This is a genomic window from Enterobacter sp. BIGb0383 (genome assembly GCF_003751845.1).
In the GTDB taxonomy this organism is placed as follows: domain Bacteria; phylum Pseudomonadota; class Gammaproteobacteria; order Enterobacterales; family Enterobacteriaceae; genus BIGb0383.
Genome location: NZ_RJKQ01000003.1, coordinates 257,889 through 282,293, shown reverse-complemented (window position 1 = coordinate 282,293; position 24,405 = coordinate 257,889). Strand labels below are relative to the sequence as shown.

20 protein-coding genes and 2 pseudogenes are annotated in these 24,405 nt (G+C 56.8%); 9 read left to right on the top strand and 13 right to left on the bottom strand.

Going from position 1 to position 24,405, the window contains the following annotated elements; genetic code table 11:
- Window position 1 precedes the first annotated feature (1 nt).
- From EDF81_RS16900 to EDF81_RS16880, 5 genes are all read right to left on the bottom strand, one after another.
- A complete protein-coding gene (locus EDF81_RS16900; protein ID WP_123349318.1) occupies window positions 2–1,408 on the bottom strand; it encodes a hypothetical protein in 1,407 nt (468 codons plus the stop codon).
- 33 nt (window positions 1,409–1,441) lie between these two features.
- Window positions 1,442–2,854 carry a cell division protein FtsP gene (ftsP, locus tag EDF81_RS16895; RefSeq protein WP_123349317.1) on the bottom strand — a complete coding sequence of 471 codons (1,413 nt, stop codon included), beginning with the start codon at window positions 2,852–2,854 and terminating at the stop codon, window positions 1,442–1,444.
- Between the two features lie 75 nt (window positions 2,855–2,929).
- A complete protein-coding gene (gene plsC / locus EDF81_RS16890) occupies window positions 2,930–3,667 on the bottom strand; it encodes a 1-acylglycerol-3-phosphate O-acyltransferase (protein WP_123349316.1) in 738 nt (245 codons plus the stop codon).
- 178 nt (window positions 3,668–3,845) lie between these two features.
- On the bottom strand, window positions 3,846–6,110 hold the full coding sequence (parC, locus tag EDF81_RS16885; RefSeq protein WP_123349315.1) for a DNA topoisomerase IV subunit A: 2,265 nt from the start codon (window positions 6,108–6,110) through the stop codon (window positions 3,846–3,848).
- 172 nt (window positions 6,111–6,282) lie between these two features.
- Window positions 6,283–6,684, bottom strand: a complete 402-nt coding sequence (locus EDF81_RS16880; RefSeq protein WP_123349314.1) for a YgiW/YdeI family stress tolerance OB fold protein — start codon at window positions 6,682–6,684, stop codon at window positions 6,283–6,285.
- Between the two features lie 151 nt (window positions 6,685–6,835).
- Between EDF81_RS16880 and qseB the strand changes: the two genes are divergently transcribed.
- From qseB to EDF81_RS16855, 5 genes are all read left to right on the top strand, one after another.
- Complete coding sequence (gene qseB, locus EDF81_RS16875; protein WP_123349313.1) at window positions 6,836–7,495, top strand: quorum sensing response regulator transcription factor QseB; 660 nt, start codon at window positions 6,836–6,838, stop codon at window positions 7,493–7,495.
- Window positions 7,492–8,847, top strand: a complete 1,356-nt coding sequence (gene qseC, locus EDF81_RS16870; protein ID WP_123349312.1) for a quorum sensing histidine kinase QseC — start codon at window positions 7,492–7,494, stop codon at window positions 8,845–8,847. Before qseB ends, qseC begins: the two co-directional genes overlap by 4 nt.
- Before the next feature lie 109 nt (window positions 8,848–8,956).
- Window positions 8,957–9,538 (top strand): NAD(P)H-dependent oxidoreductase, encoded by a 582-nt coding sequence (locus tag EDF81_RS16865; RefSeq protein ID WP_123349311.1) that lies wholly within the window; start codon window positions 8,957–8,959, stop codon window positions 9,536–9,538.
- 30 nt (window positions 9,539–9,568) lie between these two features.
- Window positions 9,569–9,883, top strand: a complete 315-nt coding sequence (locus EDF81_RS16860) for a putative quinol monooxygenase (RefSeq protein ID WP_123349310.1) — start codon at window positions 9,569–9,571, stop codon at window positions 9,881–9,883.
- A gap of 302 nt (window positions 9,884–10,185) precedes the next feature.
- Window positions 10,186–11,637: an MFS transporter gene (locus EDF81_RS16855; RefSeq protein WP_221180827.1), complete on the top strand. Its 1,452-nt coding sequence runs from the start codon at window positions 10,186–10,188 to the stop codon at window positions 11,635–11,637.
- Between the two features lie 84 nt (window positions 11,638–11,721).
- Here EDF81_RS16855 and EDF81_RS16850 read toward each other — a convergent pair whose 3' ends face one another.
- The 3 genes and pseudogenes from EDF81_RS16850 to EDF81_RS16840 form a co-directional block, all read right to left on the bottom strand.
- A complete protein-coding gene (locus EDF81_RS16850) occupies window positions 11,722–12,912 on the bottom strand; it encodes a glycoside hydrolase family 88 protein (protein ID WP_123349308.1) in 1,191 nt (396 codons plus the stop codon).
- Between the two features lie 42 nt (window positions 12,913–12,954).
- On the bottom strand, window positions 12,955–14,223 hold the full coding sequence (locus tag EDF81_RS16845) for an oligosaccharide MFS transporter (RefSeq protein ID WP_123349307.1): 1,269 nt from the start codon (window positions 14,221–14,223) through the stop codon (window positions 12,955–12,957).
- A gap of 63 nt (window positions 14,224–14,286) precedes the next feature.
- A pseudogene (locus tag EDF81_RS16840) lies at window positions 14,287–16,116 on the bottom strand (DUF2264 domain-containing protein).
- 166 nt (window positions 16,117–16,282) lie between these two features.
- Between EDF81_RS16840 and EDF81_RS16835 the strand changes: the two are divergent.
- From EDF81_RS16835 to EDF81_RS16825, 3 genes are all read left to right on the top strand, one after another.
- Complete coding sequence (locus EDF81_RS16835; RefSeq protein WP_123349306.1) at window positions 16,283–17,128, top strand: AraC family transcriptional regulator; 846 nt, start codon at window positions 16,283–16,285, stop codon at window positions 17,126–17,128.
- Between the two features lie 180 nt (window positions 17,129–17,308).
- Window positions 17,309–17,770, top strand: coding sequence for a helix-turn-helix domain-containing protein (locus EDF81_RS16830; protein WP_123349305.1), 462 nt, complete (start codon window positions 17,309–17,311; stop codon window positions 17,768–17,770).
- The gene (locus EDF81_RS16825) at window positions 17,770–18,345 is read left to right on the top strand and encodes a PIN domain-containing protein (RefSeq protein ID WP_123349304.1); all 576 of its coding nucleotides are present in this window, start codon (window positions 17,770–17,772) and stop codon (window positions 18,343–18,345) included. The genes EDF81_RS16830 and EDF81_RS16825 overlap by 1 nt, the downstream gene beginning before the upstream one ends.
- A 57-nt stretch (window positions 18,346–18,402) precedes the next feature.
- Here EDF81_RS16825 and parE read toward each other — a convergent pair whose 3' ends face one another.
- The 5 genes from parE to nudF are packed head-to-tail and all read right to left on the bottom strand — an operon-like array spanning window position 18,403 to window position 22,815.
- On the bottom strand, window positions 18,403–20,295 hold the full coding sequence (gene parE / locus EDF81_RS16820) for a DNA topoisomerase IV subunit B (RefSeq protein ID WP_123349303.1): 1,893 nt from the start codon (window positions 20,293–20,295) through the stop codon (window positions 18,403–18,405).
- A gap of 41 nt (window positions 20,296–20,336) precedes the next feature.
- Complete coding sequence (gene yqiA, locus EDF81_RS16815; protein WP_123349302.1) at window positions 20,337–20,912, bottom strand: esterase YqiA; 576 nt, start codon at window positions 20,910–20,912, stop codon at window positions 20,337–20,339.
- A complete protein-coding gene (gene cpdA, locus EDF81_RS16810; protein WP_123349301.1) occupies window positions 20,912–21,739 on the bottom strand; it encodes a 3',5'-cyclic-AMP phosphodiesterase in 828 nt (275 codons plus the stop codon). Before cpdA ends, yqiA begins: the two co-directional genes overlap by 1 nt.
- A gap of 24 nt (window positions 21,740–21,763) precedes the next feature.
- The gene (locus EDF81_RS16805; RefSeq protein ID WP_123349300.1) at window positions 21,764–22,186 is read right to left on the bottom strand and encodes a DUF1249 family protein; all 423 of its coding nucleotides are present in this window, start codon (window positions 22,184–22,186) and stop codon (window positions 21,764–21,766) included.
- Complete coding sequence (gene nudF, locus EDF81_RS16800; RefSeq protein WP_123349299.1) at window positions 22,183–22,815, bottom strand: ADP-ribose diphosphatase; 633 nt, start codon at window positions 22,813–22,815, stop codon at window positions 22,183–22,185. Before nudF ends, EDF81_RS16805 begins: the two co-directional genes overlap by 4 nt.
- Window positions 22,816–23,014: 199 nt before the next feature.
- Here nudF and tolC point away from each other — a divergent pair.
- Window positions 23,015–24,385: pseudogene (gene tolC / locus EDF81_RS16795) on the top strand (outer membrane channel protein TolC); the annotation flags it as partial.
- Window positions 24,386–24,405: the final 20 nt, after the last annotated feature.

Below are 24,405 nucleotides of genomic sequence, written 5' to 3'. Positions count from 1 at the left end.
ATTATTCGCCCGCCTGATGATTTCCTGCCGCACAGATCTCGCGAATGCGCTGCTCCCCGGAAGGGAAGCGCTCGCCCGCGGCAAGATTGTCCAGTGCTGCCTGTAGCTGCTGACAGGTCAGGCCCGCCTGATAGAGCGCCCAGACGACCTGAGAGCCCTCTTCTTCCGTATAGAAGCTGCGCGCCACCTGCGCCGGAGACCAGGCGGCCTGCTTCCTGAGCATATCGCGCATCACCAGCATTAGGATCTGCGGATCGTCGCCGAAATGGCTGCGTGCCCGGTCAATCGCCGCGTCCAGAATCTTGTTCTCACCCTTCTCATCCTGATAATCGGCCCAGCGGATACGGGTCTTATCAAGCACGGCGGCGATAATCTCGCGCGGGGCATACTGCACCAGCCAGAGCCATAAAGTGGCCGGGTATTCGGAAACAGCGGGAGTATCCAGAATGCCTGGCGTCCGGGCAATCTTATCGACGACCGTCAGATCCCCCAAAATGATCCGCGCCTGAATCAGCTGCATAGTGTTCTCCGGCGGATGGTAGTCCCACAGGAATTTAACCAGTTCCGGATCCGCCGATTTGACGATTTTAGCCCAGGCTGCATCATCGAGCAGCTCCGGCATCTTCGCCAGCAGGATCTGCGCCTTTGCTTTGTACTCTGCGACCTGACGTTCACCGGGTCGGGTGTAGATATAAACCAGCGAACTTAACGGGCCAATCTCCTGCACGTACTCACGCCTGCTTACAACCTCAGGAGAATTGCCAGCCAGCAGCTCGCTGAACAGGCGCAGTGCCGGGCGATTATCGCGGTGAAGCGCGATAATAAACGCCGTCTGCTCGTAGTAGCCCTCTCCCCGTTTACCAAAAGGCGTCGCGCCTTTGTCGAGCAGCGCTTTAAGCGTCGCCTCAGGAATATCAGTGTTGCGGGTGGCGTTCTCCAGCATCCGCTGGCGGAATTCCGGGTCGTCGAGCTCGCGGATAAAGCTCTTGCTGGCCTGGCGAAGATCGCGCAGCTGGTGGAGTTCACGGCCGGTTTGCAGGTCGTGCATCTTGTTCGGTTCGAGATAATGCATCAGACCCAGAAACAGCACCAGGCCGGTGATATGGCCGCACAGCAGCGGAGCCAGCCAGGGCTTCGACTTGCTCGGGATCGCAAAGAACAGCATCGAAAGCATCATGATGGGCGCGGCGAAGAAGTAAATATTACTGTCGACGCCGTAGTAGCTCAGCATGCCCGCCAGCAGCAGCAGCGCCGCGACCTGGGGCAAAACCAGCCATTTGACAATGATCAGACCGCGGGGACGGCGCGACGCCATCACCAGCAGCGCAATGACAATCCCCGCCAGCACGAAGGGAGCCGCCAGCAGAAACAGAATGGTGGCAACATCAAACCAGCTAAAACTTAGCATCGCGCAGTCCTTTGCTATGAATTTACAGAGAGATTAAGGGGCCGGATTCACCAGCAGCTGCCCGGCAGAGCCACGGTCCGCCATTTCCAGCGTCTGGCTGGCGAACTGGAACGGGAAGTGCGGCCAGGAGGGCTGACCAAAATAAACCAGCAGCTCGACCTGCCCGTCGATCCAGACCGTGTCTTTCCAGCCGCGATCTTCCGGGAACGGCATGGCACCGTTAATGTTATCGACCAGGAAGCTGACGCCTTCAATATGAAATGCCTGAGGCATATCCGCCCGTACCGTCCAGCGCTCCCAGCTTCCCTGTTGGGTAGTGATGTCGATTCGCTTAGGATCCCACAGCTGGCCGTTAATCCCCGGCTCGTCACCGAGAGTGATATCGCGGCTGCGTACCGGCGCGCCCTTAAGCACATCGGCAGGCAGCAGGCGCATCGGCAGCGCGCTGGTGACCAGCGGCAGCAGGCCGGTCGGGCGCAGGGTCAGCACCAGAGTAGAGACCAGAATAGAGGAAGGTTCGAAGATCCCACGGATCCGGTCGACAATGCCCGCCGCCTCGCCGCAGGTGAGCGACACCTCGTCGCCGTTGGTCATATCGATCAGAATTTCGCGCCGCTCTCCCGGCGCCAGGGCCAGCTGTTTGACCGCCACGGGCGCAGGCAGGAACCCCTGATCGCCCGCGATCACATGCAGAGCGCGGCCATCGCTGACCTGAAGCTGATAGCGACGGGAGTTGGAGGCGTTGAGCAGGCGCAGACGCACCCAGCCGCGAGAGACCTCAACATAGGGACTCTGCGCGCCGTTGACCAGCAGGATATCGCCGACAAAGCCGCCGCTGCCCGGTTCGCTGTATTCCGGCGTGCCAAAGTTATCCAGTCGCTTGTCCTGGATAATCAGCGGGAAATCATCGACGCCATAGTGGTTAGGGATCGGCAGCGTTTTGCTGACCTCATCCTCTACCAGCCACAGTCCGGCGAGGCCGTTATAGACCTGCTGCGCGGCGTGGTTGGGCGTGTTGGCGCGATACCACAGGGTGGCCGAGCTTTGACGAATCGGCAGCACCGGCGCCCAGTCGGCGCCAGCAGACATCATTCTTGCCGCGCCGCCAATCAGCGCACCGGGAACCTGCAGCCCCTGCACGGTCATGGCGACGTTTTCCGCCAGCCGGTTGCTGTAGATCAGCTTAACGTCATCGCCGCTCCAGACACGAACGGTCGGCCCCAGGTACTGGCCGTTGATGCCCCAGATTGACGCACGGGTCCCCTGGGTAAAGGACCAGTGGGTACGCTGCATCGTCAGGAACAGCGGCTGACCACGGCGGGACTCCAGCAGCGGAGGCACCGGTAGCGGCGGCTGTTTGCCTGCGGCATGCGCCTGTAACGGTAGCGCACCGGCACAAAGTGCCAGTCCCGATGCCTTAATAAAATGACGCCGACTCAGCGACATAATGGCTCCATGAGAGACGGAAAAACATAAGCGGGAAATCATTTCCCGCCGGAAGGCGCGCCCGGGCCTGTACCTTTAAATCTGGCCGGATGCTTCCCGCTCCGCAACTTCTTTATCGAGCTCGGCGATTTTCTCCGCCATCAGCGCGTGGCAATGTGCAGCCAGGTCGCGGACCTGCTCTTTTTCCCAGCGGGTGACATCGATCGGCGGCAGCATTTCAACAATCACCAGGCCGTTCTTCAGACGATTGAGGTTAATTTTGTTGGAGGTGTTTGAGACACACACCGGAATAATCGGCACGCCAGCGGCGATAGCCGCATGGAAAGCACCGGTTTTAAACGGCAGCAGACCGCGACCGCGGCTGCGGGTGCCTTCCGGGAACATCCACACTGAAATTTTACGCTTTTTAATCTGCCCCACCACTTCCGCGATGGTGCCGTGCGCTTTGGTACGGTTGTTACGGTCAATCAGCAGGTTGCCCGTCAGCCAGTACAGCAGGCCAAAGAACGGAACCCACAGCAGGCTTTTTTTACCGACGGTCACCGTCGGAGGCTGAACGATAGCCGCCGCCGTCACCATATCGTAGTTGTTCTGGTGGTTACCGATGTAGATTGCGCTACCCCAGGTTTCGGCATCGGCCGGCTTGCGTTTCTCGACCTTCAGACCAAAAACGGGTGCCAGGCGACCAAACATATGGCCAAAGGTGGCAACATGACGCGGATTACGCGGGCTGAACAGGCAGTAAATACAGCCGAAAACACAGACCAGAATGCTGTAAATCACAACGATGATAAAGCGGAAAATCAATAGCATAGCTACCTCTAAAGCCCGGATATCTGATTATTATACGTGAGCTGTCGGCGGCTAAACCCACTTAGGGCAAGCGCCGTCGAACGCGTATTGTTAATCGCCGCACGGGAATTCACAACGGCTATCCGGGAATAATTCGTGTCGCTCCCTCTGCCGGACGGCAGAGGGAGTGCATGGTCAGTTACTCTTCGCTGTTGCCAGCGTCGACGCTCGCCTGACGAGGAGAGTCAATTTCAACCCGATCGATACGCTGCAGGCCGCGCATCAGCGTCCCACGACGTCCGCGATCGCCGGTCACTTTCTCCAGCTCTTCCGGGCGCAGTTTGATCTTACGTTTGCCGACGTGGAGGGTTAAGGTGCTGTTCGGCGGCAGGACATAGAGATGGGCAAGGCCATCAGCGCCACTCGCGGCATCGGCGGAAGGAATGCCGATAATTTTGTTGCCCTTGCCCTTCGACAGCTGCGGCAGATCGCTGACCGGGAACATCAGCATACGACCCGCATTCGAGATCGCCAGCAGCATATCGCTGTCGTCCTCAATCACCAGCGGCGGCATCACCTTCGCATTTTCCGGCAGAGAGATCAGCGCTTTACCGGCGCGGTTACGGGCAATCAGATCGTTAAAGGTACAGACAAAGCCGTAGCCCGCATCGGAGGCCATCAGCAGTTTCTGATCGTCACCGGAGGTCAGCATATGGTCAACGCTCGCGCCCGGCGGCAGCGTCAGCTTGCCGGTCAGCGGCTCGCCCTGCCCGCGCGCCGACGGCAGCGTAATAGGGTCAATGGCGTAGCTGCGGCCCGTGGAATCCACAAACACCACCGGCTGATTGCTCTTACCTTTAACGGACGCTTTCCAGCTATCACCCGATTTGTAGCTCAGCCCCTGGGCATCGATATCATGGCCTTTGGCGCTGCGCACCCAGCCCATCTGCGACAGGACGATAGTGACCGGTTCAGACGGCTGCATATCGTGTTCGTTCATGGCTTTGGCTTCTTCGCGCTCGTGCAGCGGAGAACGGCGATCGTCCCCGAAGGCTTCGGCGTCAGCCTGCAGCTCTTTCTTCAGCAGGTTGCTCATCTTACGCTCGGAGGCGAGGATGCCCTGCAGATGGTCGCGCTCTTTCTCCAGCTCATCCTGCTCACCGCGAATTTTCATCTCTTCCAGCTTCGCGAGATGGCGCAGTTTCAGTTCGAGGATCGCTTCCGCCTGGGTTTCGCTGATGCCAAAGCGGGCAATCAGCGCCGGTTTCGGCTCATCTTCGGTACGGATGATATGGATGACTTCGTCGATATTGAGAAACGCCACCAGCAAACCTTCAAGGATATGCAGGCGCTTCAGCACTTTCTCCAGACGGAAACTCAGACGACGACGCACGGTGTCGCGGCGGAAGACCAGCCACTCGCTGAGGATCTCCAGCAGGTTTTTCACCGACGGACGTCCGTCGAGGCCGATCATATTCAAGTTAACGCGGTAGCTCTTTTCCAGGTCGGTGGTGGCAAACAGGTGATTCATCACCTGATCCATATCGACGCGGTTAGAACGCGGCACAATCACCAGACGGGTCGGGTTTTCGTGATCCGACTCATCGCGCAGGTCGTCGACCATCGGCAGCTTTTTATTGCGCATCTGGCTGGCGATCTGCTCCAGCACTTTTGCGCCGGACACCTGGTGCGGCAGGGCGCTGATCACCACCGCGCCGTCTTCTTTGGTCCACACCGCACGCATACGCACCGACCCGCGTCCGTTCTGGTAGATCTTACGGATCTCGGCGCGGGGCGTGATGATCTCCGCTTCCGTCGGATAGTCCGGGCCCTGCACAATATCCAGCAGTTCGTCGAGGGTGGTTTTCGGCTGTTCAATCAGAGTTATCGCCGCCTTCGCCACTTCACGCAGGTTATGCGGTGGAATATCGGTGGCCATACCGACCGCGATCCCGGTGGTGCCGTTAAGCAGAATGTTCGGCAGGCGCGCCGGCAGCATTTTCGGCTCCAGCATGGTGCCGTCAAAGTTTGGCACCCACTCTACCGTCCCCTGCCCCAGTTCACTCAGCAGCAGCTCGGCATATTTGGACAGACGAGATTCGGTATAACGCATCGCCGCGAAGGATTTCGGATCGTCCGGCGCCCCCCAGTTACCCTGGCCGTCGACCAGCGGATAACGATAGGAGAACGGCTGGGCCATCAGCACCATCGCTTCATAGCAGGCGCTGTCGCCGTGCGGATGGTATTTACCCAGAACGTCCCCGACGGTACGGGCGGATTTTTTGAACTTCGCGCTGGCGCTCAGCCCCAGCTCCGACATGGCATAGACAATGCGGCGCTGTACCGGCTTCAGGCCATCACCGATAAACGGCAGTGCCCTGTCCATGATGACGTACATGGAGTAGTTTAAATAGGCGTTTTCCGTGAACTCATGTAGCGCGAGGCGCTCTGCCATATCGCTCATTACTGACGATTCCTCAACTGTAAGCCTCAGGCGATACCCGACAGGTGACGGATATCAGCAGGCAATATTGCCGCAGATACTACCTTATATAGAGCGTGGAGTCACAGAGAGGCGAATAACTTTCGTGCGGGGCGGGAAAAGCAAAAGGGCCGATGATTCGGCCCTTTTGGGATCAGTTACTGACTTTACGGATCTGCTTCACGTCGATCTCGACAGAGTTCCAGTCTTTATCGACTTCACCCTGAATTTCAACCGTATCCTGCGGGGTCACGGTCTGCCCGTTCCAGCGCTTGTGGTCGATATCGACATTCACGGTGCCGGAAGCATCTTTAAAGACGTACAGGTCGTCAGAGATACGCTCGGTGATATTGCCGCGCAGCGTAACCCAGGTATCGTCACGCAGGGATTTCGCATTGGCAACGGTGCTGCTGCTGCCGTTGGGTCCCTGGAAACCACCGGTTTGCGTCTGCTGAGTCTGTGTTGTTGCCGGACCGGAAAAACCGCCAGGATTAGCAGCAAAAGCCGGGGCCGAGCACAGTGCCAGAATGGCGGTCATTGCAGCGATTTTTTTCATCTCTATCTCTCCTTGTAAATGCGTTTCATCGCTATTAAACCGCCCAGTCCTTAACGACTTCTTAAATCAAAAAAAGATAATTTTTCTCTGTACAGGCCTCGCCCGGAGAGGGTTTACTGGCCCCAGGCAGGCACTTACCCAGGACGGTACTATGCGCATTTTACTGATCGAAGACGATAAGCTGATTGGCGACGGACTGAAAACCGGGTTGGCCAAAATGGGCTTCAGCCCGGACTGGTTTACCGACGGTAGCGCCGGGAAAAATGCCTTATACAGCGCACCCTATGACGCGGTGATCCTCGACCTGACGCTGCCGGGCATCGACGGGCTGGAGATCCTGCGCGAGTGGCGGGAAAAACGCCATGCTGAACCTGTTCTGATCCTGACCGCCCGCGACGCCCTGAACCAGCGCGTAGAGGGGCTTCGCCTCGGTGCCGACGACTATCTGTGCAAACCCTTTGCCCTGATCGAGGTGGCCGCCCGGCTGGAGGCGCTGATCCGTCGCGCCCACGGCCAGGCCCAAAGCGAACTGCGCCACGGTCGCGTCACCCTGAGCCCGGGCAATCTGGTTGCCACGCTCGACGGTGAAACCCTGGTGCTGAAACCGAAAGAGTTCGCCCTGCTGGAACTGCTGATGCGCAACGCGGGCCGCGTGCTGCCGCGTAAACTGATTGAAGAAAAGCTTTATACCTGGGACGACGACGTCTCCAGTAACGCGGTCGAGGTGCACGTTCACCATCTGCGCCGCAAGCTGGGCAGCGACTTTATCCGCACCGTTCACGGGATTGGCTACACCTTAGGTGATGTATGAAACTGATTTCCCGCCTGCGGCTTAGCCTGCGACTCAGGCTGACGCTCCTTTTCTTACTGCTGGCGCTGATCGCCTGGAGCTGCGCCAGCCTGGTAGCCTGGAAGCAAACCACCCATAAGCTTAATGAGCTGTTCGATACCCAGCAGATGCTGTTCGCCAAGCGCCTGAGCGTGATGAATCTCGATGAGATCCGCACCACGCAGCCGAAGATCCGCACCGCCAAAAAGCTCAAGCACGGCCACCTCGACGATGATGCCCTCGCCTTCGCTATCTTTACCCGCGACGGTAAGATGCTGATTAACGACGGCGATAACGGCGACGACATTCCTTATCACTATCGCCGGGACGGTTTCGACAACGGCAATCTTCGCGGCGACGACGATCCGTGGCGCTTTGTGTGGCTGACCACCCGCGACGGCGAGCATCGCATTGTCGTCGGCCAGGAGTGGGAATACCGTGAGGATATGGCGAGGGACATTGTTATCTCCCAGCTGATGCCCTGGCTGGTAGCGCTGCCGCTGATGCTGCTGCTGCTGATCGTTCTGCTTAGCCGCGAACTGCGGCCGCTGAAAAAACTGACCCAGGCACTGCGCCTGCGCTCGCCGGACGCCACCGATGAACTGGACGCACGCGGCGTACCGGGCGAAGTCCGTCCGCTGGTTGACGCGCTGAACCAGCTGTTTGCCCGCACCCGCGACATGATGGGCCGGGAGCGGCGCTTCACCTCCGACGCCGCTCATGAGCTACGCAGCCCGCTGGCCGCGCTGAAAGTGCAAACCGAAGTGGCCCAGCTCTCGCCGGACGATCCCGACACCCGCAACAAAGCCCTTACCCAACTGCACGAAGGTATCGATCGCGCCAGCCGCCTGGTGGATCAGCTCCTGACGCTCTCCCGGCTGGACTCGCTGGAAAATCTCGACGACGTACAGCGCATTCCGCTGGACGATCTGCTGCAGTCTGCGGTGATGGATATCTGGAGCCACGCCCGCCAGGCCGGTATTGACGTGCGTCTGGATATTCAGGCCTCCGGCGTCGCCCGTACCGGACAGCCGCTGCTACTCAGCCTGCTGGTACGCAATCTACTGGATAACGCGGTGCGCTATAGCCCGTCAGGCAGCATCATCGACATCACGCTTTATCCGCAGCGCTTTACCGTGCGCGATAACGGTCCCGGCGTCAGCGCCGATGCCCTGGTGCGTATCGGCGAGCGCTTCTACCGCCCACCGGGCCAGGATGAAACCGGCAGCGGTCTGGGTTTGTCGATTGTTCAGCGTATCGCGACCCTGCATCAGATGTCGGTCGCCTTTACGAATCATCCCGAAGGGGGTTTCTGCGTGACGGTGAGCTGGTAAGCGTATTATTGCTTTTACAGCAAAAGTCTTTGCACATTTTGCTCATTTAATCGCTCCGCTGCGCGGCGTAGTATGGCGACCAGACGCAATGATTTGAGGAGTGACCCCCATGAGCAATATCCTGATTATTAACGGTGCGAAAAAGTTCGCCCACTCTAACGGCCAGCTGAATGACACCCTGACCGCGGTCGCGGAAAGCTTTTTGCGCGACGTCGGGCATGATGTCCGGGTGACCCGCGCCGATGCCGACTACGACATCGCGGCAGAAGTGCAGAATTTCCTGTGGGCCGATACCATTATCTGGCAAATGCCAGGCTGGTGGATGGGCGCGCCCTGGACCGTGAAGAAATATATCGATGACGTGTTTACCGAAGGCCACGGTTCCCTTTACGCCAGCGACGGACGTACCCGCTCCGACGCCAGCAAAAATTACGGCTCCGGCGGCCTGATCCAGGGCAAAACCTATATGCTCTCCCTGACCTGGAATGCCCCGCTGGAGGCATTCACCGACAAAGAGCAGTTCTTCCACGGCGTGGGCGTGGACGGCGTTTATCTGCCGTTCCATAAGGCGAATCAGTTCCTGGGGATGGAGGCGCTGCCGACCTTTATCGCCAACGATGTGATGAAAATGCCGGACGTCCCACGCTATAGCGCAGAATATCGCAAGCATCTGGCGGAAATTTTTGCTTAACTGGGAGGCTGTGATTAGAAGGAGTTAACCATGTTGACCATTATTGCTGAAATCCGTACCCGTCCGGGCCAACACCACCGTCAGGCCGTGCTGGATGAGTTCGCGAAAATTATCCCTGCCGTACTGCAGGAAGCAGGCTGCCACGGCTACGCGCCGATGGTGGATCACGCCGCTGGCGTGAGCTTCCAGACCACCGCCCCGGACTCCATTATTATGGTGGAGCAGTGGGAAAGCGTGGCGCACCTTGAAGCGCATCTGCAAACGCCGCATATGAAGGCGTGGGGCGAGGCGGTGAAAGGCAGCGTCCTGGAAACCCAGATCCGTATTCTGGAATCCGGGGTTTAAGCCAGTATTGATAGAAACCTGTTCGATTAAAAGCCAGCGTCGCTGGCTTTTTTATTTCCCGCAATCTATTACGCCACTGAAACAATTAAATATCTCACAACGATTATGGGAGCTAATACGCATTTGTTAAATATCACAATCAGATTGTGAAATAACGGAATTGAGCCAGACTGCCGACATCCTCAGGATTAAATCTTTGCAATAGCAAAGGGAATACCTGTATGGCGGGAATACTTAATTACGAAAAAATGCGCATATATAAAAAACAGCCTATCACAATGCTGCGCTCATTAGGTTATGGAATGAATGACCTTAACGGCTCCGCATGGGGAACCCTTGTCGGTTCATATCTGATGCTGTTTCTGACCACTTATGCCGGGCTTAATGCTGGCCTGGTTGGCACGATGCTCTTCGCGTTGAAGATCGTTGATATGGTCGTCTGCGGCGTTATCGGCGGCGTATCCGACCAGCTATTTCGCACCGCAATCGGACGTCGCTTCGGCCGCCGCCACAGCCTGTTTCTTATCGGTGCCATCGTCACCCTGCTCTGCTTCCCGCTGCTATTCACCGTTCATGTCGGTTCGTACCTCTGGTATTTTATCGTTTTACTTCTGCTTGATACCGCGCAGTCATTTAACAGCATCGCGTATGAAACGCTGGCGACGGAAATGACGGATAAAGCAAATGAGCGGGTTAAAATGAGCTCGGTCCGCATGTTTATCTCCGCATTTGGTACTTTCGCGGTCACAGGGCTCCCTGCAATATTACTCTCCGTCCTGGGCAACGATAGCGCAACTGCCTACACTATTTCCGGTATTGTGTTTGGTATTTTCCTGTTTCTTGGCACCATGATTACCTGGTATACGACCTGGGAATTTTCGCCCACCTACGTAGAGAACTTCGAGAAAAAAAACCGGGTTGAAGAAACACGTAATTACCGCACTGCGTTAAATGAATACCGTAATGTCATGCGCACAAAAGCCTGTCGCAGAACCTGTATCATCTATTTTGTCTCCTATTTTGCCAAAGACTGTTTCAATACCTCATTTTTCTTTTACGTCGCGTTTATGCTCGGACTGTCGCAGGCGATGGCGCAGACCGCATCTTCCCTGTCGCTGATTGGCCTGTTCGTTGTGCCCGTCGCCACCTTATGCATGTATAAATTCGGGCCTAAGTGGCTCTGGACGGTCGCATTTTCAATGATGATCGCCGTGCTGGCTTACTACTCCGCACTCTATCTCCTGAATATTCAGCTCTCGAACGCCGTCGCCTTTGCTACCATCCTGGCGCTGACCGCGCTCTTTCAGGTGGGCCGTCAGACTATGGAATACACCGTCTGGAACGTTATTCCGCTGGTTCCCGACGTTGACTCACTGGTGTCGACAAAGCTTCGCGCCGGGACGTTCGCCGCCTGCCAGACCTTTACCCGTAAGCTTACCGGGGCGGTAGGTTCCGCACTCGTTGGCTGGGTTCTGGCCTTCGGCGGGTTTGACAAGTCGCAGTCCGTACAGAGCGACAGCGCTCAGTTAGCGATTATGACCGTCTTTATCGTGATCCCCTTTATCTGCCTGGCGTATTCGCTGTACCTCATCCGCTCCTTCAACCTGAATCCGCAGACCCATAAGGTCATCAAGGATGAGATTGCCCGCCTGCAGCAAGGAGGAAAAAAAAGTGATGTGGATCCGCATACCCGGCGCGTGGTGGAGGATCTGACCGGCTATTCTTATGCTGAGATATGGGACGCGGATAAGTAATGTAAGACACCCACAGCCTTACGTCGGCGAGGTCTGCAACATTCTGCTCGCGCGGCCAGCTCTCGCCTGGCCGCAGCAGTGTTGTTACCAGTAGAGCTTCCAGCTCTGGCTCACGCGCGCCAGGGCTTCAACGTAGAAGTAATCCCCCCAGCTGCTGCACTCGTCCACGCCTTTGTTGCTGGAGAGATGATAGACCGAGTGCTTCAGCACGCCGTTACCCGCCTCCTCAAGCCCGCTGACATAGTGCCGCGACAGGGAGAGCACAATCTCCGTCGCCCAGAGCTGATAGCGTTCCCGGTCCGGATCGGTCACCGGTAGGTGCTTCACCAGCTCCAGCAGGCCACAGGCGGCAATCGCCGCCGAGGAAGAGTCACGCAGTGCATCGGTGCCGACCAGCGCCAGATCCCAGTGACAAACGTGATCCTCCGGCAGGCGGTTAAGGAAGTAGTTCGCCAGCCGCTTCGACAGGGTAATCATGCTCGCATCGCCGGTATAGATATAGCTCAGCAGGAAACCGTAAATCCCCCACGCCTGACCGCGCGACCAGCAGGAGTCGTCCGCATAGCCTTGCTGGGTGTTGCCGTAGCGCGGCTCGCCGGTTTTCACATCCATATAGTAGGTATGGAAGGTCGAGGCATCTTCGCGGATCAGATACTTTGCCGCCTGCATCACGTGGGCCTGCGCCGCACTGGCAAAGCGCGGATCGCCGGTCTGTTCGCTGGCCCAGTAGAGCAGCGGCAGGTTCATATTGCAGTCGATAATCATCCTTCCGGCCTGCTCAGGATCCTGCAAATCGCCCCAGGCCTGGATAATGTGCGCCTTTGGATGGAAACGCTCCAGCAGCGCTTCCGCCGCCTGCAACGCAAAACCACGGGCATCGCGGTTGCCGGTCAGACGCCAGCCCGCCACGCAGGAGAGCGTATACAGGAACCCAAGATCGTGGGTATTGGTGTCCTGACGTCCGGCGATACGCAGCCCGAAGGAGCGCACGTGCTTTTCCGCCATCTCGCGGAAGGTCGCATCACCGCTCATCTCCCACGCCAGCCACAGCTGCCCGGTCCAGAAGCTGGTGGTCCATTCGACGTTGTCGGTCAGCGGGTAGTAGCCTTTAACGCAGGTTTCTGCCGGGAAACGCTCACCGAACTCCGCTAAATGACGGCCTATCAGGGCAAGGACATGACTGCGCGCCGCGCCCAGCTCATCACGCAGCGCCTGCGGATGATGCGGAGTGCCAGGGAAGTCGCGCAGGGTCTCCTCAGCGATATGCTTTAACATATTTCGGTTCCTTTTTTGACAGCAACAAATCGGTTATTCGCATTAACGTGCAGTATGACTTCCGGCAATATCCAGCGGCGCACGCTGGCGCCATTTGCTCTGGCAGGCCGAAAGAGTGAAGGCGGATATCACGGTAAACAGCAGGGCGATGGAGCCCATAATGATATAGGTATGCTCGAAGCCAATCCGGTCATACAGCAGGCCCGCAGGCGAGGAGACCACAACGTTGCCGACGTAGAGCATCGCCTGATAGCCCAGCAGATACATGGTGGCATTCACACGCTTGTCGAAATGCTCGGCGATATATTTAAAGACTGAGACCAGCAGCAGACAGATTTCCAGACCGTAGAGCGGTTTCAGCACGGAAATTAACAGGTGCGAATCGGCGAGCCCGGAAATAATCAGACGTGCACCGACCACCAGCCCGACAATTAACAGACCGCGTTTGGCCCCGATATAATTCACAAACAGCGGGATCACCATATACATCAGGAATTCCATCGCCGACTGCACGGTGCCCAGATAGCCAAAGACGGCGTTGCCCTGATGAATATCGTCGAAGAAGGTGACGAAGTAGCGCGAGAACTGCTGTTCGGCGATAAACATCATCCAGGCTACGCCCGCCACGTACAGACAGAATGCCCAGAATTTGCGACTTTTCAGCAGCGCATAGACGTCCGCCGGAACGATTTTTTCTTTGGCCAGCACTTCACCGGCATGGGCGGAGTTAACGTTCACTTTCAGGCTAAGCAGCACCACCAGCATCACCAGTGACGCCACGCTGCCGAGAATAAAGTTATAGGCCGGAGAGAGGTTAAACAGCAGGCCGGAGAACGATGACGCCACCGCCCAACCCAGCGATCCCCACATGCGGATCTGGCCGAACTCCATGCCGTTCAGGCGGCTAAAGCGGTCGGTATAGGATTCGCAGGCGGCAACACCGGCATACCACGCGAAGCTTAAATAGATCGCCCCGACGACAATCCCCAGCATGGTGTTGGAAATCAGCAGCGGCTGGTAAACATAAATAAAGAACGGAGCCATCAGTGCCGACATGGCGACCACAAAATAGAGCAGGTATTTGCTCATGCCTATTTTGTCGAGAATGTAGCCGTAGATCGGTTTAAGAATTACCGAGAAGATACCGTTAACCGCAAAGACCGTGCCGATTACCGTCCCGCTTAAATTCGCTTTTTGTCCTAACCAGATCGCCAGCAAACCAATACTTGCCGACCAGGTAAAGAAGTACAAAAAGATGAAGGTACTGATTTTGTAATACTCGGTTCTGTTTTTCGTTGGTGTATTTTCCATACTATCCTCGACGAAAGCCTGTAGAGATATCAGTTAAGGGATGTCCGGCTAACGGCCCGGAGGTTAAACAGAGAGCGTGAGCGTCCTGCCGCTGAGCGGGTCGGTTATCGTCAGTCGGTTACCGTCGATAGTCAGATCCGGTCGCAGAGACCAGGGTTTATCGGGGCGTCCACTGGCCGCCACGGCGCAGCACAGCCAGCTTTCACCCCGGGGAATATCGCCCGTCAGTAGCGGGATCGAAACGCAACCGGCAAACATAATGCTGCTGTTGGGCGGCGTCACCACGCTGTCCGCCCGCCGGAGCGGCTGCGGGGAGAGATCGAGGATCGCGCTGGTGCCGTTACTGGCGTTAATCCGGCAGCCACGCTCGCCCAGCGGATCGTGATCCGCCTTCAGTACCGCAAAGCCGCCCTCCACCGTTTTCAGCACGCGTGCGCTGTCGATCTTATGCACCCGCAGATGCCACTCGCCGCAGGCAATCAGCCAGGTCGTGATATGCACATCGTGCCAGGGCGACCAGCGGGAGAGAATGTGATCCTGATGCACCTCCACCGCTTCACACTCGCGCCGTCCCCGGTAGTACTCATCGCCATCCGCCAGCAGCAGCATCGAGTCACAGGCGGCGTGTTTAATGCCGTAGCGACCGCGCTCGATGGTGAAGCCGAACCGGCTGGAGTAGGCAAATTTGGTGTATTTGGCGTCGGTATTAACGTAGTTATTCAGCTCCCGCTGGCCGGATGTCAGCATAGTGACATGCTGCGATCCTGCACTGTGGATAAGGATCTGTCCGGCATGTGGGATTGCCCGACTACCGTCCATCGCGGGAAGCGGCAGCTCTTCGGCCTGCCAGAACGGATGATCCGCAGGCAGGGCCAGGATCAGAAAGACCTTCAGCGCCCAGTAGGGCGATCCCGGCGAGTTATAGTCCTCGCACATCGCCAGGTTCGGATACGCAAAGCCGAGCGTCAGAATCCCGTCGCGATCGAAGATGGGCTGCTTCAGCCACCAGCGCAGATGGCGCAGGATCACGCCTTTGATGATGCCAGGCGACAGCACATCCAGCCCGGCAAAGACTGCCGCACTCCAGAAAGCGACCATCGCAAAGCGGTAGGTCAGGCTGCGGCCAAACGGCACCGATGCGCCGTCTGCTGCCGACATCCAGATAAAATCGGCGGCAAATTACTGAGCGCGTTCGCGCAAAACGGCGCAGCGCTGCGGGTCGTCATCCTGATTGAGCGTGGCATAAATCAGGCCGTAGAAGTGGAAGGCCATCGGGATGTAATAATCTTTCGGCCGCCCGGGACCGTCGGAATACCAGCCGTCGCCCAGGTAGTAAGCTTCCATCATGGCAAAACGACGCTCTACCGCCGCTTTATCCCAGGGCAGCCCGGCGCGTTTAAAACCGAGCTGGACCATAATGGCGAAATAGTTCCAGTTGCTGTCGGGCATCTGCGCGTCGGTGATTTGGTCCAGCCAGCGGTGCAGGTTGTGCAGGGTCTGCGCATCAAACATCTCGTTAAAGCGCTCACCCAGCAGCGACAGGCCCAGGCCGTAGGCGGCCATTTCCACCAGCCGCTGATCGTACGGCCCGGTTTCGCCCCAGTAGCCTTCGCTGTCGGGATCGGTGCCCTGACGAATAGCCTCGCGGTATTTATCAAAGACAGGCACCTCTTCGCCGCCCGCCAGCAGCGGGAACACACCCCACAGCGCACGGGAAAGCCCTTCCATATTGGCGATTTCAACGCTGTAGTGGGCACAGGTCTGGCCCAGAGGAAAACCGGATTTTCCCGCCGGAAACTGCTTATCCAGCGCCGCCAGCATCTCCGTCAGCGCCGCGACAACATCATCCCGCGAAGACAATATTTTTGATGTTTCCACTCTGGTCACCCGCATCCTTTTACCCGCCTGTTAACGTGGGACTAAGGATAGTGAATCGCCGGATGACAGAAATGTTATCTCAGTCACACCGGGAGAATTTGCCCAAACCGCCAGTTGTGGAAATTTAAAAAGGTGGTTTATAAATGGAATTTAACCGCTATAAATTGAGAAATATTGTCCTGTGAAAACCCACTGGCAGGCGGATCGTCTGGAGCCGATCGCGCTTAATAACGCCATCGTCTCCTTTAGTCGGCTGTACGCCAATACGGTGCGCTATCACCACTGGCATCAGTGCCTGGAGGTGCTCTATGTCGAAGAGGGTTACGGCGTGGTGATCGTCGATAATCGCCAGTACACCATGCGGCCGGGGCGACTGTTCTTTTTCCCGTCCTTTACGCTGCACAAGGTGATGGTGGATGAGAAGGTGCAGGACAGCTACCGGCGGACGATTATCCACGTCGACCATCATGCGGTGCTGAAAACCCTGCGCGACTTCCCGCAGAATCAGAGACGTCTTCAGACCCTTACCGCCCGTGGCGGCCCGGCTTTCGTGGCCGATATGGCCGACTGCCACACGCATATCGACCATCTGTTTAGCCGCTACGCACAGCTGGCGGCGCTGAATACGGAAAACGTCGCCAGCCTGCTGCTGACGTTACTGAGCCTGCTGCCCCAGGAGCAGCAACACCTTCCGGAAAGTGACGGCGGCATCGCCAGCGAAGTGATGTTCTGGCTGGAAGAAAACTACCGGCAGAAATTCAGTCTTGATGCGCTATCCCGGGATATCGGTAAATCCCGTAGCTATGTCTCGCGCCGCTTCCATTTTGAGACCGGCGAGCATATCCATCACTACCTCAACACCCTTCGCCTGCGCAAAGCCTGCGAAACGCTGCTGCACAGCGAGACCAGCATCCGCGAGATAGCCGCTGAAGTGGGGTTTTCCGATGTGACCTATTTTATTAGCGCGTTTAAAAAGGGGATTGGTGAAACGCCGCTGCAGTACCGGAAGAAATCAATGGGGAAATAGTGGGCGTTTCGTTTATTGCGAATTTCGTTTATTTCGTTTAATCTTCTCTTAGAACACTGCAGCCTGGCAAGGAAAACAAAACAGCTCGCATTCAGCGATGTTTGTTACATCATCATCCCTATGTTTTCCTGAACACTTATCGCAAATTAATTTTTTCATACTCTCAATGGGAGGAACACCATGACACACTCGCAGCTTAACGGTCTCAGTCTCCCGGCAAAAAAGGAAATAGAGGCCGCCACGCGTGGGCAAAAAGAGCTTGCTACCTGGCTGTCCACGCACCTGGAAACCCAGAAAATCACGATTCAGGATGCAAACGACATTGCCCATCAGATTGAACTGCCCACTTCGGCACTAAAGCTTCTGGTCAACGTCCTCGGAGAGCTGGCGGCAGGAAATGCCGTACAGGTTGTTCCGGTGCATGCTGAACTGACAACGCAGGAGGCTGCCAATATGCTGAACGTTTCTCGCCCTCATCTGGTCAAGCTGCTCGAGGAGGGCAATCTGCCTTTCCATCGGACCGGCCGCCATCGCCGGGTACTTTTCGCTGATCTTATGCACTACAAAGAGCAGCGCGATCGTGACAGTATGCAGGCCATGCAGGCGCTGACGGACCAGGGCCAGGAACTCGGGCTTTACTGATGCTGCATCCCCCGTGGCCCACGGTACTTGATGCCTGTGTGCTTTATCCGTCGCTGCTGCGGGACCTGCTGATGCATCTGGGGCTAACGGGGTTATATCAGCCGAAATGGACCGACCGTATTCAGCAGGAATGGCAGCGAAATCTGCTTATCCACCGCCCTCAAATCTGTGCTGAGCAGCTAAGGCGAACGGAAACCCTGATGAATCAGGCTTTGCCTGATGCCAGGATCGTTGGCTATGAGGATCTTATCGAAGGACTCCGTTTGCCCGATCCCGATGACAGGCACGTACTGGCAGCGGCCATACGCTCCGGAGCCGAAACCATTGTTACGGCGAACCTGAAAGACTTTCCGGCAGAACGTCTGGCTGTATTTGGCATTGAAGCACTGAGCCCGGATACGTTTATTTGCGATCTCTTCGACCTCAATAACGCGCTGGTACTGAGAGCGGCCAGAAATGCTCGTGTTTCTCTCAATAAACCCCCGTTCGGGGCCAATGAGTATCTAGCATGTTTACAGCGTGCAGGCTTGCCTTCGCTGGCCACAGTATTACAGCCCTGGCGGCTTATGTTTTAACCCACACCCAAAAAAAACGGAGCGCACCAGGCGCTCCGTTTTTTCAGCAACAGGCTATCAGGATTCCAGATCCGCCATATCGCCTTTCTCCTGCAGCCAGTTGCGGCGGTCTTCCGAACGCTTCTTGGCCAGCAGCATATCCATCATCGCGTTGGTGCGCTGATCGTCCTCGTCGCTGATGGTCAACTGCACCAGACGACGGGTGTTTGGATCAAGAGTGGTTTCGCGCAGCTGGAGCGGGTTCATTTCACCCAGCCCTTTAAAGCGCTGAACGTTAGGCTTGCCCTTTTTACGCTTCAGCTGTTCCAGCACGCCGGCTTTCTCTTCTTCGGTCAGCGCGTAATAGACCTCTTTGCCGAGGTCGATACGGTACAGCGGCGGCAGCGCCACGTGGACGTGGCCGTGTTTCACCAGCGTACGGAAATGCTTCACAAAGAGCGCACACAACAGCGTGGCGATATGCAGACCATCGGAGTCGGCATCCGCGAGGATACAGATTTTGCCGTAGCGCAGCTGGCTCAGATCGTCGCTGTCCGGATCGATACCGATAGCAACGGAGATATCGTGGACTTCCTGCGAGGCCAGCACTTCGTCGGACGAGACTTCCCAGGTATTCAGGATCTTACCCTTGAGCGGCATGATCGCCTGGTATTCACGGTCACGAGCCTGTTTGGCAGAGCCGCCCGCCGAGTCCCCTTCCACGAGGAAGAGTTCGGTACGGCTTAGGTCCTGCGCGGTACAGTCCGCCAGCTTACCGGGCAGCGCAGGGCCGCTGGTCAGCTTTTTACGCACCACTTTTTTCGCCGCACGTAGACGACGCTGGGCGCTGGAGATCGCCAACTCCGCCAGCATTTCTGCGGCCTGAACGTTCTGGTTCAGCCACAGGCTAAAGGCATCTTTCACCACGCCGGACACAAAGGCCGCGCACTGACGCGAGGAGAGACGCTCTTTGGTCTGACCGGCAAACTGCGGATCCTGCATTTTCACCGACAGCACGTAAGCACAGCGATCCCAGATATCTTCGGCGGAGAGTTTCACCCCACGCGGCAGGATATTGCGGTATTCGCAGAACTCACGCATGGCGTCCAGCAGGCCCTGACGCAGGCCGTTAACGTGGGTGCCGCCCTGCATGGTCGGGATCAGGTTAACGTAGCTTTCCGTCAGCAGCTCACCGCCTTCCGGCAGCCACAGCAGCGCCCAGTCCACCGCTTCGGTCTCACCGTCGAAATTGCCGATAAACGGCTTTTCCGGCAGCAGAGGCAGCCCGTTGACCGCTTCGCTCAGGTAGTCGCTCAGACCATTCTCGTAGCGCCAGGTCTGTTCGGTGCTGTTAACGTGATCTTTAAAGACTATCTCTACGCCAGGGCAGAGCACCGCTTTCGCTTTCAGCAGGTGAGACAGGCGGGAAACGGAGAAACGCGGGCTGTCGAAGAAGCTTTCATCCGGCCAGAAATGGACGCTGGTACCGGTATTGCGCTTGCCGCAGGTGCCGATCACTTCCAGATCCTGAACCTTGTCGCCGTTTTCAAACGCGATGCTGTAGATCTGAGCGTCACGACGCACGGTCACTTCAACACGCTTCGACAGGGCATTGACCACGGAAATCCCGACCCCGTGCAGACCACCGGAGAACTGATAGTTCTTGTTGGAGAACTTACCGCCAGCATGCAGGCGACAGAGGATCAGCTCAACCGCAGGCACGCCCTCTTCCGGATGTATATCCACCGGCATCCCACGGCCATCGTCGATCACTTCCAGCGACTGGTCCGCGTGCAGGATCACCTCCACGCGTTTAGCGTGGCCGGCGAGCGCTTCATCCACGCTGTTATCGATAACTTCCTGACCAAGGTGGTTCGGGCGAGTCGTGTCGGTATACATCCCCGGACGACGGCGCACTGGCTCAAGCCCGGTCAGTACCTCAATGGCATCTGCGTTATAAGATTGCGTCATGGTGTTTTCGTAGAATGTGAACGCATCGTTTCCCGGGCGGCTCAGCGCAGACCGAGAAAATCGATAATCTGTGTGAAATGATCGTCAAAACCCACAAAAGCGTGATTACCACCCTGCTCAATGGTCTGGCGGCAGGAGGCGTAATACGCCACTGCCTGGCGGTAGTCGAGCACTTCATCTCCCGTCTGTTGCAGCAGCCAGAGCAGGTCTGGCGCGTCCAGCGGGTCGATCTGCATGACTTTGAGATCGTAAATATGGCGAGACTCTAGCACATATTGTTGCCCTGTGTAGGGATTCTCGTTCTGACCAAGATAGTTCACCAGCAGCTCAAAGGGTCGCACCGCCGGGTTCACCACCACCGCAGGCAACGTAAAGCACTGGGAGAGCCAGGTGGCGTAATACCCGCCAAGGGAGGAGCCGACAATGCCCATCGGCACGCCGCCTCGTTCAAGCACCAGCGACTCAAGCAGCTCCGCCGCCTCGGCGGGGAATGCGGGCAGCTGCGGCACCACCATCTCAATCTCCGGATAGTGCGTCGCCAGCCACTGCCTGAACTGAGTGGCCTTAGCGGAGCGCGGAGAGCTGTTAAAACCGTGCAGGTAGAGAAGCGTTGACATCAGTAGCCTTCTGAAGCGGTATCCGGGCTGAACTGCGTACTTTGCAGACGGCAGACTTCGGTGGTCACGGTGCCGTCGTCATGCAGTTCCAGCCAGCGCCAGCCGGGTGCGATGGTATCCAGCGTAAAGTTGGCACAGTGCGGTTTGAACTGTACGCAGGTCGATGGCGTCGCCATCATCCGTCGCCCGTTCCAGTCGAGATCCAGTTCCTGATGAATGTGGCCACAGAGCATATGCCTGACGCGGGGATAGCGCGCCAACACGGTATCCAGCGCCGCGCCGTTGCGCAGGCTGTGTTGATCCAGCCAGCTACAGCCTGACGGCAGAGGGTGATGGTGCAGCAGCAACAGCGTATTACGCTCAGGCGCATCGGCCAGCTTGCGCTCCAGCCACTCCAGCTGATAGTCGCTGAGTTCGCCGTAGGGCACGCCGAAGACCTGGCTATCAAGCAACAGGATCTGCCAGTGGTCGCCAATAAACACGCGCTTCGCTGACGAAATTCCCGCTTCCTGCAGGGCGCTATACATCGCTGGCTGGAAGTCATGATTGCCCGGCAGCCAGACGCAGGGCATGGCAAAAGCCGCGATGCTTTCAGCGAAATGCTGATAGGCCTCGGCGGAATGGTCCTGCGCTAAATCACCCGTCGCCACAATTAAATCGCAATCACGCTGTTGAGCATGGATGGCCGCCAGTACGGCCTGATAGCTTTCCCAGGTATTCACACCCAACAGCGTTTCGTGCTTTTGAGCAAACAGGTGAGTATCAGTAATTTGCAGTATCCTGACCCTGGCCCCACCGGCCAGAGGAAGGTTTAACAGGCTTTCCAAATGGTGTCCTTAGGTTCCACTACGCTAACAAACCGGAATCGCCATCGCTCCATGTGCTAAACAGTATCGTAACCAGTCAGCCAGAAACTGGTTAATTTGATGCTTTTCGTCGCGTTGATGCAACTTTTTATTAGGATAATCATAACGCGCTTTAAAGCGAAAGATCTGCTGACTTGAACACACTTCGGCAACCATCGCATCGTGGTAAAGCCGCACCGTCATTGACGGCAGGCTCCAGTAGCTGACTGCCGGGACGGTTTGTTCAATCTCGACCAGCGTAGTGTAGCGGGTCGATTCTGTAATCGTTAACCGGTATTGGGCATTGCTCACCTGATAGCTCACCGTTTCACCTGGCGCATCGTTTTGCGGCAGCAGGCGGCGTAACTGCGCGAAGTTGGTTTCGCACAGGCGCATCATTTCAGGGAAGTCAGGTGTATAACGCTTCATTTTTTCCACTCGTTTCGTAATTCCAGATAATGCAGCTGCAGCCATTGCAAAGCGATGACAGAGGCCGCGTTGTCGATTTTCCCCTCTTCAACCCACTGGTAGGCCTGCTCCCGGCTTACCACATGAACGCGGATATCCTCATTTTCATCCGCCAGGCCGTGTATCCCCTGGGCCGTTGTCGCATCCACTTCCCCCACCAGCAGGGATAAGCGCTCGCTGGTGCCACCGGGGCTTGCCAGATAGCTCATAAATTTCTTCACCCGCCCGACGACCAGCCCGGCTTCCTCTACGGCTTCCCGGCGGGCAACCTCTTCGACCGTTTCGCCCTCTTCGATCATACCGGCGACCAGTTCCAGTAGCCACGGGCTATCGCTGGTGTCATAAGCCGCGATGCGAATTTGCTCGACCAGTACCACTTCATCGCGCACAGGGTCAAAGGGTAGCAAGACTGCGGCATGCCCGCGCTCAAAAATTTCACGTCGGACCTCACCGCTCATTTCGCCGTTGAAAAGGCGGTGGCGAAAACGATACAAATCGAGCGAAAAAAAACCGCGATAAAGCGTTTCACGTGCAATAATTTCTACATCATTTTTAGCGAAAGTAACGGCCTGTTCACGAGGCTGGCTCATCGTTATGTCCTGTTAACTGTGATGAAATTGTGGTTTTAAATTCGGTTTACATAGGCTTTAACCACGGGTGTGGTACATTTGTGCAAATTAGTGCCAGATGGCACATTACGCAAAGCTATCACAGTGGCAGACTCTGGTAGAATCGGCGATTATTTTTCTATTTTGTTCAGCGCTACGATGCTTCACACAAGGAATGCAAATGAAGAAATTGCTCCCCATTCTTATCGGCCTGAGCCTGACGGGCTTCAGCGCGATGAGTCAGGCAGAAAACCTGTTACAGGTTTATCAGCAGGCACGTTTAAGCAACCCGGATTTGCGTAAATCAGCGGCTGACCGTGATTCTGCCTTCGAAAAAATTAATGAAGCACGTAGCCCGCTGCTCCCGCAGCTTGGATTGGGCGCTGACTACGGCTATACACGTGGCTACCGCGATCAGAGCGGGATTAATGGCACCTCCACCAGCGGTTCACTGCAGCTGACGCAGACCATTTTTGATATGTCTAAATGGCGTGCGCTGAGCCTGCAGGAAAAGAACGCCGGTATTCAGGATGTCACCTTCCAGACCGATCAGCAAACGCTGATCCTGAACACCGCGACCGCCTACTTCAACGTACTGAGCGCTATCGACTCGCTCTCCTACACCGAAGCGCAGAAACAGGCTATCTACCGCCAGCTGGACCAGACCACCCAGCGTTTTAACGTGGGTCTGGTTGCCATCACCGACGTACAGAACGCCCGCTCACAGTATGACACCGTGCTGGCGAATGAAGTCACCGCCCGCAACAACCTGGACAACGCGGTGGAAAGCCTGCGTCAGGTCACCGGTAACTACTACCCGGCGCTGGCCTCTCTGAACGTGGACAGCTTTAAAACCGATAAGCCGCAGGCGGTGAATACCCTGCTGAAAGAGGCGGAAAGCCGCAACCTGTCCCTGCTTCAGGCCCGCCTGAGCCAGGATCTGGCGCGCGAGCAAATCCGCCAGGCGCAGGACGGCCATCTGCCGACGCTGGGCCTGACGGCTTCGACGTCCGTTACCGACAGCTCCAACAGCGGCTATAAAACGCGTAACAGCGCACAGTACGACGACAGCAACATTGGTCAGAGCAAAATTGGTCTGAGCTTCTCACTGCCGCTGTATCAGGGTGGGATGGTTAACTCGCAGGTGAAACAGGCGCAGTATGGCTTCGTTGGCGCCAGCGAGCAGCTGGAAAGCGCACACCGCAACGTAGTACAGACCGTGCGTTCTTCGTTTAACAATATCAACGCTTCCATCAGCAGCGTTAACGCTTACAAACAGGCCGTGGTTTCCGCGCAAAGCTCGCTGGATGCCATGGAAGCCGGCTACTCTGTGGGTACGCGTACCATCGTTGACGTGCTGGATGCCACCACTACCCTGTTTAACGCCAAGCAGCAGCTCTCAAGCGCGCGTTACAACTACCTGATTAATCAGCTGAACATCAAATCCGCACTCGGTACGCTTAACGAGCAGGATCTGGTCGCGCTGAATAACACCCTGGGTAAAGCGGTCACCACCGCGCCGGACAGCATCGCGCCGGAAACCGCACAACAGAAATAAGTCATTTCGTATCG

Bases quoted from the DNA above. Each gene is read 5' to 3' on its own strand.
- EDF81_RS16900 (WP_123349318.1), bottom strand. From the start codon at position 1,408: ATGCTAAGTTTTAGCTGGTTTGATGTTGCCACCATTCTGTTTCTGCTG.
- ftsP (WP_123349317.1), bottom strand. From the start codon at position 2,854: ATGTCGCTGAGTCGGCGTCATTTTATTAAGGCATCGGGACTGGCACTT.
- plsC (WP_123349316.1), bottom strand. From the start codon at position 3,667: ATGCTATTGATTTTCCGCTTTATCATCGTTGTGATTTACAGCATTCTG.
- parC (WP_123349315.1), bottom strand. From the start codon at position 6,110: ATGAGCGATATGGCAGAGCGCCTCGCGCTACATGAGTTCACGGAAAAC.
- EDF81_RS16880 (WP_123349314.1), bottom strand. From the start codon at position 6,684: ATGAAAAAAATCGCTGCAATGACCGCCATTCTGGCACTGTGCTCGGCC.
- qseB (WP_123349313.1), top strand. From the start codon at position 6,836: ATGCGCATTTTACTGATCGAAGACGATAAGCTGATTGGCGACGGACTG.
- qseC (WP_123349312.1), top strand. From the start codon at position 7,492: ATGAAACTGATTTCCCGCCTGCGGCTTAGCCTGCGACTCAGGCTGACG.
- EDF81_RS16865 (WP_123349311.1), top strand. From the start codon at position 8,957: ATGAGCAATATCCTGATTATTAACGGTGCGAAAAAGTTCGCCCACTCT.
- EDF81_RS16860 (WP_123349310.1), top strand. From the start codon at position 9,569: ATGTTGACCATTATTGCTGAAATCCGTACCCGTCCGGGCCAACACCAC.
- EDF81_RS16855 (WP_221180827.1), top strand. From the start codon at position 10,186: ATGAATGACCTTAACGGCTCCGCATGGGGAACCCTTGTCGGTTCATAT.
- EDF81_RS16850 (WP_123349308.1), bottom strand. From the start codon at position 12,912: ATGTTAAAGCATATCGCTGAGGAGACCCTGCGCGACTTCCCTGGCACT.
- EDF81_RS16845 (WP_123349307.1), bottom strand. From the start codon at position 14,223: ATGGAAAATACACCAACGAAAAACAGAACCGAGTATTACAAAATCAGT.
- EDF81_RS16830 (WP_123349305.1), top strand. From the start codon at position 17,309: ATGACACACTCGCAGCTTAACGGTCTCAGTCTCCCGGCAAAAAAGGAA.
- EDF81_RS16825 (WP_123349304.1), top strand. From the start codon at position 17,770: ATGCTGCATCCCCCGTGGCCCACGGTACTTGATGCCTGTGTGCTTTAT.
- parE (WP_123349303.1), bottom strand. From the start codon at position 20,295: ATGACGCAATCTTATAACGCAGATGCCATTGAGGTACTGACCGGGCTT.
- yqiA (WP_123349302.1), bottom strand. From the start codon at position 20,912: ATGTCAACGCTTCTCTACCTGCACGGTTTTAACAGCTCTCCGCGCTCC.
- EDF81_RS16805 (WP_123349300.1), bottom strand. From the start codon at position 22,186: ATGAAGCGTTATACACCTGACTTCCCTGAAATGATGCGCCTGTGCGAA.
- nudF (WP_123349299.1), bottom strand. From the start codon at position 22,815: ATGAGCCAGCCTCGTGAACAGGCCGTTACTTTCGCTAAAAATGATGTA.